Source organism: Mesorhizobium sp. WSM3860 (assembly GCF_002294995.1).
Taxonomy (GTDB): domain Bacteria; phylum Pseudomonadota; class Alphaproteobacteria; order Rhizobiales; family Rhizobiaceae; genus Mesorhizobium.
Genome location: NZ_NSGF01000001.1, coordinates 152,585 through 165,096 on the forward strand (window position 1 = coordinate 152,585; position 12,512 = coordinate 165,096).

Sequence of the window (12,512 nt, forward strand, 5' to 3'; positions counted from 1 at the left end):
CGCGGGCTCTACTTCGCCTGGGCCGTCAGGATCTTGAGCGCGAAGGCTGAGAACACGCCGCCAAACAGATAGTCGACCGCGCGCGTGACGCGGGGGCTCGCCTTCATCGCCGCCGCGAATTTCTCTGCCGCCAGCACCATCGGCGCCGTCACCGGGATCGACAGCACGATGAACGTGACGCCGAGGAAGAACAGCTTGCCGGGCGCGTTCGGGTCATGGGCGGAGACGAATTGCGGCAGGAACGTCATGAAGAACAGGATGATCTTCGGATTGAGGAGATTGACTCCGAGCCCGGCCGCCCAGCTGCGGAACAGCGAGATTTGCGGTCCCGTCTTCTTCTCCGGCGAAAAGGCCGAGCCTTTGGTCACCGCCTGCCAGGCTAAAAACACCAGATAGCCGGCGCCGAAAATCTTCAGCACGAAGAAGGCCATGGGCGAGGCCACGATCAGCGCCGAGACGCCGACCACCACCAGCGTGGTGTGGATGAGCGTGCCGCAGAGCGCGCCTGCCATCGAGGCGAAGCCGGTGGCGCGGCCCTGGCTCAGCGTGCGCGACACGAACACCGTCATGTCGGGTCCCGGCGTGATCGCCAGGATGACGGTCGCGACAGCGAACTGGATCAGCGTGGTGGTGTCGGGAATGAAGGACATCGCTCGCCCCTTGCGAGATGGGTGGCGGACCCTTTAGCGCAGCCATATCCGTTCCGCCAGCAACTGCAGGCATGAACGTCTGGCCCAGCCTGTGCCGCCGCCTGCGCGCCTTGGTCTCTTGCATCGCCCGGAAACGCCGTGATACTCGCCCCCCGAAGCTTTTTACCCGCGGAACCGCCAACAATGTCCAAGACCAAAGACGTCAAGAAAGTCGTGCTTGCCTATTCCGGCGGCCTCGACACCTCCATCATCCTGAAATGGCTGCAGACCGAGCTCGGCGCAGAGGTCGTCACCTTCACCGCCGATCTCGGCCAGGGCGGCGAGCTGGAGCCGGCGCGCCGCAAGGCCGAGATGATGGGCATCAAGGACATCCGCATCGTCGACGTGCGCGAGGAATTCGTTTCCGATTTCGTCTTCCCGATGTTCCGCGCCAACGCCGTCTATGAAGGCACCTATCTGCTCGGCACCTCGATCGCCCGGCCGCTGATCTCCAAGCATCTGGTCGAGATCGCCAAAGAAACCGGTGCCGACGCCATCGCGCATGGCGCCACCGGCAAGGGCAACGACCAGGTCCGCTTCGAACTTTCGGCTTACGCGCTTAACCCCGACATCAAGGTCATCGCGCCATGGCGGGACTGGTCGTTCAAGTCGCGCACCGATCTCATCAACTTCGCCGAGCAGCACCAGATCCCGGTGCCGAAGGACAAGCGCGGCGATGCGCCCTTCTCGGTCGACGCCAACCTTTTGCATTCCTCCTCGGAAGGCAAGGTGCTGGAGGATCCGTGGAGCGAGCCGCCGGAATTCGTCCACCAGCGCACCGTCTCGCCGATGGACGCGCCCGACGCCGTCACCGAGATCGAGATCGAGTTCCTGAAGGGCGATCCCATTGCGCTCAACGGCAAGAAGCTGTCGCCGGCTACCATGCTGGCGACGCTCAACGATCTTGGCCGCGACAACGGCATCGGCCGTCTCGACCTGGTCGAGAACCGTTTCGTCGGCATGAAGTCGCGCGGTGTCTACGAGACGCCCGGCGGCACCATCCTGATCGCCGCCCACCGGGCGATCGAATCGATCACGCTCGACCGGGGCGCTGCCCACCTCAAGGACGAGTTCATGCCGCGCTACGCCGAGCTCATCTACAACGGCTTCTGGTTCTCGCCCGAGCGCGTGATGCTGCAGGCGATGATCGACAAGAGCCAGGAAGACGTCGAAGGCACGGTGCGGCTGAAGCTCTACAAGGGCAACGTCATCGTCACCGGCCGCAAGTCGAAGAAGACGCTTTATTCCGATGCGCTTGTCACCTTCGAGGACGATCGCGGCGCCTACGACCAGAAGGACGCCGCCGGTTTCATCCGTCTCAATGCACTGAGGCTGAGGACGCTTGCGGCAAGGAACCGTCGCTGAAGCTGCTAATCTCCCCCGCAAGGGGGGAAATTGGCCATCATCCCGGCTTTCGCCAATCTGCAAGCCAACAAAAAGCCCGGCATAGGCCGGGCTTCTCGTCGGAGCGGAGATTTCCGTCAGTTGTTATCGATCGCCTCGGCGATGCGGGCGATGGCCTGCTGATAGACGCTTGCCGAATTCCAGCCGGCGATGGCGCCCATATTCGCCTCATAGCCCGCGCCGGCCTGCCAGCCATGGGCTTTGAGGAAGTTGGCGGTGGAAGCCAGCGCCGTGTTCCGGTCGCGCAGATTTCCGTTACCGACGCCATACTTCAGAACATTTCCGGGCAGGAACTGCGTATGGCCGATCTCGCCATGCATGGCGCCGACCGAGGAGGCGCTCAGCGCGCCGCGATCGACCAGCTTCAGGGCTGCGATGGCATGCGGGGTAAAATAATCGGGGCGGCGGCAATCATAGGCCAGCGTTAGAATGGCGGAGACCGTGTTCTGGTTGCCCATGGAGGCGCCGAAGCCGGTCTCCATGCCCCAGATCGCGAGCAAGACGCCCGGCGGCACGCCGTAAGTCTGTTCGATCCTGTCGAACATCGCCGCGTTCTGCTTCTTTAACGCACGGCCCTTGGAAATGATGGCGGCCCCGCCACGACGCTGCATGAACGCTTCCACCGAGCCGCTGAAAGCCTTGTGGATCGCGCGGTCGGCAGCGATCGTCCTTGTCGCGTAAGTCGCGCCGGCCAACGCGGATAGACCCCTCTGGCCCACGCCCTCGGCTTGTGCTTCCGCGGCAAACTGCTGTTTCCATGCCTCGAAGCCGGCGCCGTTCTTGCCGCAGCTGGCCGCAGCCTGCGCGCCTGTCGTCAGCCCGAAAGCCGCCACAACGGCGGCCATGAAAATCCTGCCCTTGGCAAAAAATGCCATATCGTTCTCCTGGTTGCCTGAATCACGTCCCGGTTGCGAATTTGCCAGTGAAGCGCCCGGTTGTCACCGCCCGCGCGGGCTGCGCGGCGCTTGACGCTGGCGAATGCCGGGGAATTTGCCCACGATCAAGCATAAATTATGGCGCAAGGATTTATTGTGGCGTGTCTTGAAGCAAGACGCCGATGTTGTGATCATTGGCGCAGGCTCGCCTATGCGGCAGCCCATCCCGGCTGTTCCGAAGCGCGCCACACTGATGCATCCGGTGGCGGAGAAGATCTTCTTCGCCGGCGAGCATGTCGCCAGACCGCTCATCCAGACTTGTGGCAGCGCGAGATTGTCAGGCGAAAGCGTGGCCAGGCGGGTCGTCGCCCTGCTCGCGACGAAATGCGACGGAACGAGGGCCGGCGACTGGCGTTTGGGCGATGCCCAACTCCGTTGACCTTTTTCCCGCGGTTCGATGACCGATGAAGCTGTTCGACTGCCCTCATTGCGGCCACCGTCTCTATTTCGAGAACGCGCAATGCCTGAACTGTTCGAGCTTGGTGCTTTATGATCCGGAGCGGGCGTGTTTCGTGCTTTCCGGCGGCGACGCCGTTCCATGCGGAAATGCCGACGAGTGCGCCTGCAACTGGCAGGCCGAGCCGGGCAGGATTTTCTGCCGCGCTTGCGCGCTCAACCAATTGATCCCCGACCTTTCGGTGGACGGCAACCGCCGTCGCTGGATCCGCGTCGAGGCGGCGAAGAAACGCGCCGTCTATTCGCTGCTCGCCTTCGGCCTGCCGGTCGCGCCCAAGGCCGGACCGCAGGACGAGGCCGGGCTCGCTTTCGACTTCCTCGCCGATCCGATCGGCGGCGGACCAGGCGGCGAGCGCATCCTCACCGGTCACGACAACGGCAGGATCACCCTCAACGTCGCCGAGGCCGATTCCGCCGAGCGCGAGCGGCGGCGCGTCGAGATGGGCGAGAACTACCGCACTTTGCTCGGTCACTTCCGCCACGAGCTCGGCCACTATTACTGGGACCGGCTGATCCGCGACGATCCTGAGCGGCTTTCAGGCTTTCGCGCTCTGTTCGGCGACGAGCGGACCGACTACGAGCAAGCGCTGAAGGCCCACTACGCCAACGGCGCGCCGCCAGACTGGCAGCAGCGCCACATCTCGGCCTATGCGACGTCCCACCCCTGGGAAGACTGGGCCGAGACCTGGGCGCACCACCTGCACATCACCGACACACTGGAAATGGTGCATGCGCTGAATTTTCCGCTCGGCCGGCTGGAGACGGTGGAAGCCAACGACCTGCCGCCTGGCGATACGGGCGGGCATTCGCGTCCGGCGCCCGCCGAACCTGATCCGGCGCCGGTACCGTTCGAACGGATCCTCGTCCGCTGGCTGGTGCTGTCGGAGGCCTCCAATTCGATCAACCGCTGCATGGGACTGCCCGACCTTTATCCCTTCGTCATTTCGGAGATGACGGCGCAAAAACTGGCCTTCGTTCACCAGCTTTTGACCGACTTGCCCAAAGCAGATGGAACAATTCGTGAGCAGGCGACGGCACTTTAGCCGGAACGCATAAGGTTTTGGTTCGTTTTCGAGGCCGAGGGAGTTGAGAACGGAGAGAAACCATGAAAAGCCTCTTGTTTCCGGCACTTGCCGGTGCGCTGCTTGCCATGTCGGGCGCGGCGCTTGCCGACACGCCTGTCTCGGCAGTGACGGATCTGAATGTCCGCGCCGGCCCCGGCCCGCAATATCCCGTTATCGGCGTGCTGGCTGCCGGCCAGTCGGCGACGCTTAGAGGCTGCATCGAAGGCAGCAAATGGTGCACCATCGCCGAAGCCGGCGGCAAAGGTTGGGTCTATTCCGACTATGTGACTGCCGAATTCGGCGGCAGCCGTGTTGTCGTGACGCGCCGGCCGGCTGATGCCGGCATTGCCGTAGTCGCTCCGCCGACGGATGATATCTACACCACGGACACCTACACCGGCGCTATCGTTTCCGGCGACGACGCAATCGAGCCGATCGCCAGGCCGCCGGCCGAGGTAGGCACTTATGTCACCACGCACCGGGTCGAGCCGGTCTATCTTGAGGGCGAAGTGGTGACCGGCGCGGTGCTGCCCGACACGGTCGAGCTGCGCGAGATTCCGGATTACAACTACCGCTATGTCTATGTGAACAACCAGCCGGCGCTGGTCGATCCGGGCACGCGGCGCATCGTCTATGTGATGCGCTGATCGACGTTGATTCGAAAGGCGGCCGCCGGCAAACAGGCGGCCGCCTTTCGAAGAATGCCAAGGCCGGGGAAGGCTGTAGCTCGCCGGCGCCGATTTCGACCTGCAGCCAAGATTTCAGGGTTCGCTTCGCCCGTTGCTCCGCCTTGGACGAGGAAGGCGGGGTGGCTCCGTCAAACGCTTCACGCCCTTGGATGCGCCCGGTCGTAGATGTCGAGCAGCCTTGCCGTGTCGACGCCGGTATAGATCTGGGTGGTCGACAGGCTGGCATGGCCGAGCAGTTCCTGGATGGTGCGCAGGTCGCCGCCGCGGCCGAGCAAATGCGTGGCGAAGGAATGGCGCAAGGCATGCGGCGTCGCGGTTTCCGGCAGGTTGAGGGCCGAGCGCAGCTTCGCCATCTCGCGCTGGACGATGGCCGGATTGAGCGGGCCGCCGCGAGCGCCGCGGAACAGCAGCTGTTTCGGATCGATGTGGAAGGGACACAGCCGCCGGTATTCGGCGACCGCCCTGAGCGCCACCGGCAGCACCGGCACCAGCCTTGTCTTGCCGCCCTTGCCGTTGATGCGCAGCACCGTGTCAGCCTCGGTGGCGAGATCGGCCCCGGTCAGGCCCAGCGCTTCTGAGATGCGCAGGCCGGAGCCGTAGAGCAGCGTCAGAACGGCGGCGTTGCGGGCGGCGATCCAGGGTTCCTCTGCGAGTTGGCCCTCGACAGTCACGACCTGCTTGGCATCGCTCGCCGTCAGCGGTTTCGGTAGCGATTTCGGCTGGCGCGGCGCGCGCAGGGCGGCCGCACCCGCCGCGTTGACGAGGCCGCGCTTTTCGAGAAAGCGCAGCAGCGACCGGATGCCGGCCAAGCCGCGGCCGAGCGTGCGGGCGCCGGCGCCGCCGTTGCGGCGCGCGGCGAGGAAGCCGCGCAGGTCGGCCGGCCGCAGGTCGGCGATGTCGGCAATGCCGGGCGGGCCGCCGCAATGCCCGGTCAGGAAATGCAGGAACTGACGGGTATCGCGCTCATAGGCTTCGACCGTTTCGGGCGACAGCCGGCGCTCGCGCGCCAGCATCTTGAGCCAGCTCGCGCGCGCCGCCTGGAGGTCGGGTTTTGCCGGGATGAGGAATTCCTGCATGCCGGCATTTTCGGGCAGCGAAGTTAGGAAGCGGTGAAGAGGCGATCATTGAAATGACGGCTTCAGAGGATTAGAGCAGGGCAAAGGAAAGTACGCCGATGTCGAAGCTCGAAAACCCCGTACAGATGGCCGTTGTCGGCGCCGCGCATGGCATCAAGGGCGAATTGCGGGTGAAAACCTTCACCGGCGATCCGCTGGCGCTGGCCGACTACGGGCCGCTCTACGCCAAGGATGGTCGCGCCTTCCAGATCCTCGACATCAGGCCGGCCGGCACGGTGGTCGTCGTGCGCTTCAAGGGCGTCGGCGACCGCAACGCCGCCGAGGCGCTCGCCGGCACCGAGCTGTTCGTCGATCGTTCGGTGCTGCCGGACGATGGCGAGGAGGACGAGTTCTACCATGCCGACCTCATCGGCCTGGAGGTCAGGGACGACACCGGCGTCATCGGCAGGGTCGTCGCCGTGCACAATTTCGGCGGCGGCGACATACTCGACGTCACGCTCGCCGGCCGCAAGGGCGTGCTTATCCCGTTCACGCAAGCCGCGGTGCCGCATGTGTCGATCGCCGACGGCTTCGTTCAGGTCGATCCGCTGGCGGCAGGGCTGGTCGATGACGAGGAGAGCCAGGCGCCCGGCCGTTCCGGCTTCGATCCAAAGGGGCGGCCGCGCGGACCGAAGGACGCCGGGGGCAACCGGTGAGCTTTGCCGCCTCGGTGCTGACGCTCTATCCGGAGATGTTTCCGGGCGCGCTTGGCATTTCGCTCGCCGGCCGGGCGCTGGAAGCCGGCACCTGGTCCCTGGAAGCAATCCAGATCCGCGATTTCGCCGCCGACCGGCATCGCACCGTCGACGATACGCCGGCGGGCGGCGGCGCCGGCATGGTGATGCGCGCCGACGTGCTGGCCAGGGCCATCGACCACGTTTCGCCGCTGGGCGATGAACGTCCAAGGCTGCTGATGAGCCCGCGTGGAAAACCGCTGACGCAGGCGCGGGTGCGCGAACTCGCCGCCGGGCCGGGTGCCGTCATCCTGTGCGGCCGCTTCGAGGGGGTCGATCAGCGGCTGATCGAGGCGCGTGGCCTGGAGGAAGTGTCGATCGGCGATTTCATCCTGTCGGGCGGCGAGCCGGCCGCACTTGTGCTGCTCGATGCGGTGGTGCGGCTGCTGCCCGGGGTGATGGGCAACGCCGTCTCGGGCGAGGAAGAAAGCTTCGAGAACGGCCTGCTCGAGCACCCGCATTACACGCGGCCGCAGGAATTCGAGGGCAGGCAAATCCCCGAAGTGCTGACCTCCGGCAATCACAAGAAGATCGCCGAGTGGCGTCGCGCCGAGGCGGAGAAGCTGACGCGGGAACGCCGGCCCGATCTGCTGGCGGGTGCTCAGCCCTTGGTGAAGTAATAAAAGGCCAGAAAAAGGCCGACGCCGACGACGAAGCCGCGCACGACCCCTTGCGGCACGCGCCTGGCAATCCAAACCCCGGCATAGCCGCCCAGCGCCCCGCCGGGGATCATGACGATCGCCTGTGGCCAGGCGACGACGCCGCCCGAAACGAAAACCAGGATGGCGATTGCCGCGATGACCACCGCCAGCATGTTCTTCAGCGCATTGAGCTTGTGGTAGTCGCCGGCCTGCGTCAGACCAAGGGTAGCAAGCATCATCACGCCCATGCCCGCGCCGAAGAAGCCGCCGTAGACCGACGTCAGGAACTGCGCCAGCGATCCGGCGAGCGAGCCGACCGAGGCCTGGTGGTCCGGTCCGGCCGCCGGCTTCAGCCATGGACCGGCCGCGAACAGGGCGGTCGCGGCAATGAGCAACCAGGGCACGAGGGCACGGAAGGACGTGTTGGAGAGCGCGAGCAGAATGAGCGAGCCGACCAGCGCGCCAAAGCCGGATATCACGCAGAGCACAAGCGCCTGGCGCCAGAAATGCCTGATGTCGTTGAGATAGGCGAGCGTCGAGGTGATGTAGCCCGGAAACTGAGTCACCGAGGACGTTGCGTTGGCGACGATCGGCGGCAGGCCGACCAGCGTCATAGCACCAAAGGTGACGAAAGTGCCGCCACCGGCGACGGCGTTCACCGCGCCCGAGACAAAGCCCGCGAGGAAGAGCAGGAGGGCATCGAAGAATGTCATCGAGGGGCGGCCCGGGAAATACGCTTTCCCGGCTTAGAAAGCTTGGATGGCGCGCGCAACCCGGCACGACGGCAATATGATGGGGCCATAGATTTCAAAAATTAGGCGTCAAAGGCGTGACAAAGCGCCGAAATAGCTGTATGTCGCCGCCCGAACCGGAAGAACGATCTTCCGGACCCGTCAACGAATGGCGGTGTAGCCGTCCCTGTCCGATGCCCCCGATTTGAATGTCTGGGCAAAGGACATAGCCGAGCGGTCATTGGAACTGCAAGGCGAGTCGAGGACGCTCTGGCTGTCGGAAGAACAAGAAGTGGATATTTGAGATGGATCTGATCCGTCAGCTCGAGGCCGAGCAGGCCGCCAAGATCGAAGCCAAGCGCAAGCTGCCCGAATTCCAGCCCGGCGACACCGTGCGCGTCCAGGTGCGCGTCACAGAAGGCAGCCGTACCCGCGTCCAGGCCTATGAGGGCGTCGTCATCGCCCGTTCCGGGTCCGGCTTCCAGGAGAATTTCACCGTCCGCAAGATTTCCTACGGCGAAGGCGTCGAGCGCGTGTTCCCGGTCTACTCGCCGATGGTCGAAGGCGTCGAGATCGTGCGTCGCGGCAAGGTGCGCCGCGCCAAGCTCTATTACCTGCGCGACCGTCGCGGCAAGTCGGCCCGCATTTCGGAAAATACCGGCGTGCGCGCCCGCAAGCTGAACGATGAAGAGCGTGATGCGCTGAACGCCGAGCGCGCCCGCATCGAGGCCGAGAAGGTCGCCGCCGCCGAGGCGCTGGCCGCGGAGAAAGCCGCGCAGGACGCCGCCGAGAAGAAGGCTGCCGAATCCGCGTCGGCCGAATAAGGCGCTTCTGCAGATCGTTTTGGAAAGGCGGCTTCGGCCGCCTTTTTCGTTTGGCGGTACGCAACGTCGCCTTCGGGTCTGCGCTGCGTCGCTCCGCTCCCTTGCTCCGCCCGCGGATGACAAATCGGTTGACATCCATTTATCTTGTACACTAAATAATCGTGCACAGGATAAAATGGAGAGTTTAAATGTCAGCACTCTACACCACCGAGGCTCGCGTCGTTGGTGGCCGCGCGGGCCATGCCGAGACCAGCGACGGCCTGCTCAAGCTCGATCTGGCGATGCCGAAGGAGCTCGGCGGGCAGGGTGGTGCGACCAATCCCGAGCAGCTTTTCGCGGCAGGCTATGGTGCCTGCTTCGAAAGCGCGATCCGCTTCGTCGCGCGCAAAAAGAAGTTGCCGCTCGAGCATGCGGTGGTGACGGCGACCGTCAGCCTATACCCCAACGACCAAGGCGGCTTCAGGCTGGGCGTGGCACTGGCGGCGGAGATCAAGGGTCTTGATCAGGCGGCAGCGGATGCGCTTGTATCCGAGGCGCATCAGATTTGCCCGTATTCCAACGCCATCCGGGGCAATATCGATGTGGCGCTTTCCACGGCAGCGCTCGCGGCAAAGGCGGCATGACGACCAAGATCGAAACGAGATCCAGCGATGTCCCGGCGGATAGCTCTGTCGGGACGATCGCCGTTCCGCGTCTCGACCAGCAGCTCTGCTTCGCGCTCTACTCCGCAAGCGGGCTGATGACCAAGCTTTACCGGCCGCTGCTCGACCCGCTCGGCCTCACCTATCCGCAATATCTGGCAATGCTGGCGCTGTGGCAGCGGTCGCCGACGACGGTCGGCGAGCTCGGCGAGGCGTTGGGGCTGGATTCGGCGACGTTGACGCCGCTGATCAAGCGCATGGAAGCGGGCGGCCTGGTCACCCGCCGTCGCGACAGCGCCGACGAGCGCAGGGTGCTGGTCGAGCCGACAGCCAAGGGCCAGGCGCTGCGGTCGAACATGAAGGATGTGCAGGCGGCGCTTGCCTGCAGCATGCCGCTGGAACGCGCCGAGCTGAAAGCCCTGCATGGCACTCTCACCCGGCTGGTCGCGGGGCTGCGCCAAGCGGTCGCGGATTCCGCGGAATAGTCCGTCGCATGGCTGCGTTCGGGAACCGTGCCGATCAGAGCATGGGAATCCGCTTTGGCGCTCATCGATGCAGCGGATCGGCTTGCAAGGCGCTTGCGGAAAGCTAAAGTCGGCGCCGGCTTTTCTGTTGGGGCGAGCGTAGCGCCGCCGTTCAGGTTCGGGAGTTTGTCATGACCAAGTCGAAACTGCTGCTGGCCGCCTTGCTGGCCTGTCTTCTCGCGCCCGTCGCGGCGCTTGCCGACACACTGCCCGATCTCGGTGGCAAAAAGGTTGTTGTGGTTACGGAAAACGCCTACCCGCCGCTGCAGTTCATCGACAAGAAGACCGGCAAGCAGATCGGCTGGGAGTATGACGCGATGGACGAGATCGCCAAGCGGCTGAATTTCAAGGTCGAGTACCAGAACACCTCCTGGGACGCGATGATCCAGGCCGTTTCCGACAACCAGTACAATATCGGCATGACCGGCATCACCATCAAGGACGAGCGCAAGGCGAAGGTCGATTTCTCCGACCCATACATGCGCTCGGAACAGTTCATGCTGGTGCGCGGCGACGAGAGCCGCTTCACCGACGCCAAGAGCTTTGCCGCCTTCAAGGACGGGCTGATCGGCGCGCAGGCCGGCACGACGCCCTTCTATACCGCCGTCTACAGCGTGCTCGACGGCAATGAGCAGAACCCGCGCATAAAACTGTTCGAGACGTTCGGCGCCAGCGTGCAGGCGCTGAAATCCGGCGATGTCGACGTGGTGCTGACCGACGGCACGGCGGGCAAAGGCTATGCCGACGCATCCGAAGGCAAGCTCAAGCTCATCGGCGGCCCGCTCGGCAGCGAGGATTTCGGCTTCATCTTCCCCAAGGGCTCCGAGCTGGTGAAGCCGGTCAACGCCGCGATCGCCGCGCTCAAGGCAGACGGCACGCTCGACGCGCTGAACAAGAAGTGGTTCCTCGACTACAAGATGGGGCAGTAGGCTCCTTTGCTGCGAATGATGCGCGACGGCGGCGGGCGGAAAACCGCGAAAGCCTCATTCCTTCCCACCTCCCTCTGTTCTGCCGGACATCTCCCCCGCAAGGGGGGAGATCGGCTGTCAGCTTCGCTTTCGCAAATCGCTGACGTTGCAAGAAGAGCGCCTGCGACAAAACTGCTGATCTCCCACCCTGCGGGGGAGATGCCCGGCAGGGCAGAGGCGGGTGTGCCGGAACGCGGCCTTCGCAGCTATGCTGCCGGCATCGCCTGATGTCCGCCGCACCCTCCACCGCCAAATCCGAGTTCCCCTGGTGGCTGGCCGCAGCGGCCATCCTGGCGCTCGCCGCGGCGCTGGCCATCGCCGCGAGCGACCTTTATGCCGAGGTCTTCGCCACCGTCGCCAAGGGCATCGGCATCACCGTCTTCGTCACAGTCGTCGGCTTCGCGCTGGCCTCCGCGCTTGGACTCGGCATCGCGCTGATGGCCTTGTCCGGCTCACAATGGCTGCGCCAGATCGCGCGGTTCTATGTCGAGATCATCCGCGGCGTGCCGATCCTGGTGCTGCTGTTCTGGATCGCTTTTGCCGGGGCACCGGCATTCGTCGCGGCATGGAACGCGCTCACGGCGCCGCTGCAGAGCGCCGGCTTGATCGGCGAGCTCCTGGTGCGCGACGTTTCGCTTCTGTGGCGCGCCATCATGGCGCTCACCATCGGCTATTCGGCCTTCATCTCGGAAGTGTTCCGGGCCGGCATCCTGTCGGTCGAGAAGGGTCAGATCGAGGCGGCAAAGGCGCTCGGGCTGACGCGTGTGCAGCGCTTCCGGCTGATTGTCTTTCCGCAGGCGATCCGCACCATCCTGCCGCCGCTCGGCAACGATTTCGTCGCCATGGTCAAGGATTCCTCGCTGGTCTCTGTGCTGGGCGTTGCCGACATCACCCAGATCGGCAAGGTCTATGCCGCCGGCTCGTTCCGCTTTTTCGAGACCTATTCGATCGTCGCCTATATCTATCTGATCTTGACGGTCGGCCTGTCGCTGGCGCTGCGGGCGCTTGAGAAACGGCTGCGAACGGCAGCATGAGCAATAGCCGCCGGACCAAGAGCGCGTTACGCTTCCTGGGTTGGTAACGTCCAGGAGCTGACC

At 64.6% G+C, this 12,512-nt stretch carries 14 protein-coding genes and 1 pseudogene; 11 read left to right on the forward strand and 4 right to left on the reverse strand.

The window, feature by feature from the left end:
• Positions 1–8 precede the first annotated feature (8 nt).
• Positions 9–650: a LysE family translocator gene (locus CK220_RS00815; RefSeq protein ID WP_095809748.1), complete on the reverse strand. Its 642-nt coding sequence runs from the start codon at positions 648–650 to the stop codon at positions 9–11.
• 183 nt (positions 651–833) lie between these two features.
• Between CK220_RS00815 and CK220_RS00820 the strand changes: the two genes are divergently transcribed.
• A complete protein-coding gene (locus tag CK220_RS00820) occupies positions 834–2,054 on the forward strand; it encodes an argininosuccinate synthase (RefSeq protein WP_095809749.1) in 1,221 nt (406 codons plus the stop codon).
• A 116-nt stretch (positions 2,055–2,170) separates the two neighbouring features.
• Here the strand turns inward: CK220_RS00820 and CK220_RS00825 are convergent, their stop codons facing one another.
• Positions 2,171–2,968 (reverse strand): lytic transglycosylase domain-containing protein, encoded by a 798-nt coding sequence (locus CK220_RS00825; RefSeq protein ID WP_095809750.1) that lies wholly within the window; start codon positions 2,966–2,968, stop codon positions 2,171–2,173.
• Positions 2,969–3,071: 103 nt separating this feature from the next.
• Between CK220_RS00825 and CK220_RS00830 the strand changes: the two genes are divergently transcribed.
• The 3 genes from CK220_RS00830 to CK220_RS00840 all read left to right on the forward strand — a co-directional run bounded on the left by CK220_RS00830 (position 3,072) and on the right by CK220_RS00840 (position 5,195).
• A complete protein-coding gene (locus CK220_RS00830; protein WP_245428892.1) occupies positions 3,072–3,407 on the forward strand; it encodes an FAD-dependent oxidoreductase in 336 nt (111 codons plus the stop codon).
• Between the two features lie 25 nt (positions 3,408–3,432).
• Entirely contained in the window at positions 3,433–4,527 is a 1,095-nt protein-coding gene (locus CK220_RS00835; RefSeq protein ID WP_095809751.1) for a putative zinc-binding metallopeptidase, read from the forward strand.
• Positions 4,528–4,589: 62 nt separating this feature from the next.
• Positions 4,590–5,195, forward strand: coding sequence for a DUF1236 domain-containing protein (locus CK220_RS00840; protein WP_066991818.1), 606 nt, complete (start codon positions 4,590–4,592; stop codon positions 5,193–5,195).
• Positions 5,196–5,374: 179 nt separating this feature from the next.
• Here the strand turns inward: CK220_RS00840 and CK220_RS00845 are convergent, their stop codons facing one another.
• Entirely contained in the window at positions 5,375–6,313 is a 939-nt protein-coding gene (locus CK220_RS00845) for a tyrosine recombinase XerC (protein WP_095809752.1), read from the reverse strand.
• Between the two features lie 98 nt (positions 6,314–6,411).
• On the opposite strand from CK220_RS00845, the gene rimM reads away from it, so the two are divergent.
• Both rimM and trmD read left to right on the forward strand, forming a co-directional pair.
• The gene (gene rimM / locus CK220_RS00850) at positions 6,412–7,008 is read left to right on the forward strand and encodes a ribosome maturation factor RimM (protein ID WP_095809753.1); all 597 of its coding nucleotides are present in this window, start codon (positions 6,412–6,414) and stop codon (positions 7,006–7,008) included.
• Positions 7,005–7,706 carry a tRNA (guanosine(37)-N1)-methyltransferase TrmD gene (gene trmD, locus CK220_RS00855; RefSeq protein WP_095809754.1) on the forward strand — a complete coding sequence of 234 codons (702 nt, stop codon included), beginning with the start codon at positions 7,005–7,007 and terminating at the stop codon, positions 7,704–7,706. The genes rimM and trmD overlap by 4 nt, the downstream gene beginning before the upstream one ends.
• Here the strand turns inward: trmD and CK220_RS00860 are convergent.
• The gene (locus tag CK220_RS00860; protein ID WP_095809755.1) at positions 7,688–8,440 is read right to left on the reverse strand and encodes a sulfite exporter TauE/SafE family protein; all 753 of its coding nucleotides are present in this window, start codon (positions 8,438–8,440) and stop codon (positions 7,688–7,690) included. The genes trmD and CK220_RS00860 overlap by 19 nt on opposite strands.
• Before the next feature lie 323 nt (positions 8,441–8,763).
• Between CK220_RS00860 and rplS the strand changes: the two genes are divergently transcribed.
• The 5 genes and pseudogenes from rplS (at position 8,764) to CK220_RS00890 (ending at position 12,456) form a co-directional block, all read left to right on the forward strand.
• Positions 8,764–9,282 carry a 50S ribosomal protein L19 gene (rplS, locus tag CK220_RS00865; RefSeq protein WP_040974610.1) on the forward strand — a complete coding sequence of 173 codons (519 nt, stop codon included), beginning with the start codon at positions 8,764–8,766 and terminating at the stop codon, positions 9,280–9,282.
• Positions 9,283–9,470: 188 nt separating this feature from the next.
• Positions 9,471–9,905 (forward strand): organic hydroperoxide resistance protein, encoded by a 435-nt coding sequence (locus CK220_RS00870; RefSeq protein ID WP_095809756.1) that lies wholly within the window; start codon positions 9,471–9,473, stop codon positions 9,903–9,905.
• Positions 9,902–10,408, forward strand: a complete 507-nt coding sequence (locus CK220_RS00875; RefSeq protein WP_095809757.1) for a MarR family transcriptional regulator — start codon at positions 9,902–9,904, stop codon at positions 10,406–10,408. The genes CK220_RS00870 and CK220_RS00875 overlap by 4 nt, the downstream gene beginning before the upstream one ends.
• A 170-nt stretch (positions 10,409–10,578) precedes the next feature.
• On the forward strand, positions 10,579–11,376 hold the full coding sequence (locus tag CK220_RS00880; protein ID WP_095809758.1) for a transporter substrate-binding domain-containing protein: 798 nt from the start codon (positions 10,579–10,581) through the stop codon (positions 11,374–11,376).
• Between the two features lie 266 nt (positions 11,377–11,642).
• A pseudogene (locus tag CK220_RS00890) lies at positions 11,643–12,456 on the forward strand (amino acid ABC transporter permease).
• Positions 12,457–12,512 lie beyond the last annotated feature (56 nt).

Excerpts from the sequence above, each read along its gene's own strand:
- CK220_RS00815 (WP_095809748.1), bottom strand. The coding sequence starts at position 650 with ATGTCCTTCATTCCCGACACCACCACGCTGATCCAGTTCGCTGTCGCG.
- CK220_RS00820 (WP_095809749.1), top strand. The coding sequence starts at position 834 with ATGTCCAAGACCAAAGACGTCAAGAAAGTCGTGCTTGCCTATTCCGGC.
- CK220_RS00825 (WP_095809750.1), bottom strand. The coding sequence starts at position 2,968 with ATGGCATTTTTTGCCAAGGGCAGGATTTTCATGGCCGCCGTTGTGGCG.
- CK220_RS00830 (WP_245428892.1), top strand. The coding sequence starts at position 3,072 with ATGCCGGGGAATTTGCCCACGATCAAGCATAAATTATGGCGCAAGGAT.
- CK220_RS00835 (WP_095809751.1), top strand. The coding sequence starts at position 3,433 with ATGAAGCTGTTCGACTGCCCTCATTGCGGCCACCGTCTCTATTTCGAG.
- CK220_RS00840 (WP_066991818.1), top strand. The coding sequence starts at position 4,590 with ATGAAAAGCCTCTTGTTTCCGGCACTTGCCGGTGCGCTGCTTGCCATG.
- CK220_RS00845 (WP_095809752.1), bottom strand. The coding sequence starts at position 6,313 with ATGCAGGAATTCCTCATCCCGGCAAAACCCGACCTCCAGGCGGCGCGC.
- rimM (WP_095809753.1), top strand. The coding sequence starts at position 6,412 with ATGTCGAAGCTCGAAAACCCCGTACAGATGGCCGTTGTCGGCGCCGCG.
- CK220_RS00860 (WP_095809755.1), bottom strand. The coding sequence starts at position 8,440 with ATGACATTCTTCGATGCCCTCCTGCTCTTCCTCGCGGGCTTTGTCTCG.
- rplS (WP_040974610.1), top strand. The coding sequence starts at position 8,764 with ATGGATCTGATCCGTCAGCTCGAGGCCGAGCAGGCCGCCAAGATCGAA.
- CK220_RS00870 (WP_095809756.1), top strand. The coding sequence starts at position 9,471 with ATGTCAGCACTCTACACCACCGAGGCTCGCGTCGTTGGTGGCCGCGCG.
- CK220_RS00875 (WP_095809757.1), top strand. The coding sequence starts at position 9,902 with ATGACGACCAAGATCGAAACGAGATCCAGCGATGTCCCGGCGGATAGC.
- CK220_RS00880 (WP_095809758.1), top strand. The coding sequence starts at position 10,579 with ATGACCAAGTCGAAACTGCTGCTGGCCGCCTTGCTGGCCTGTCTTCTC.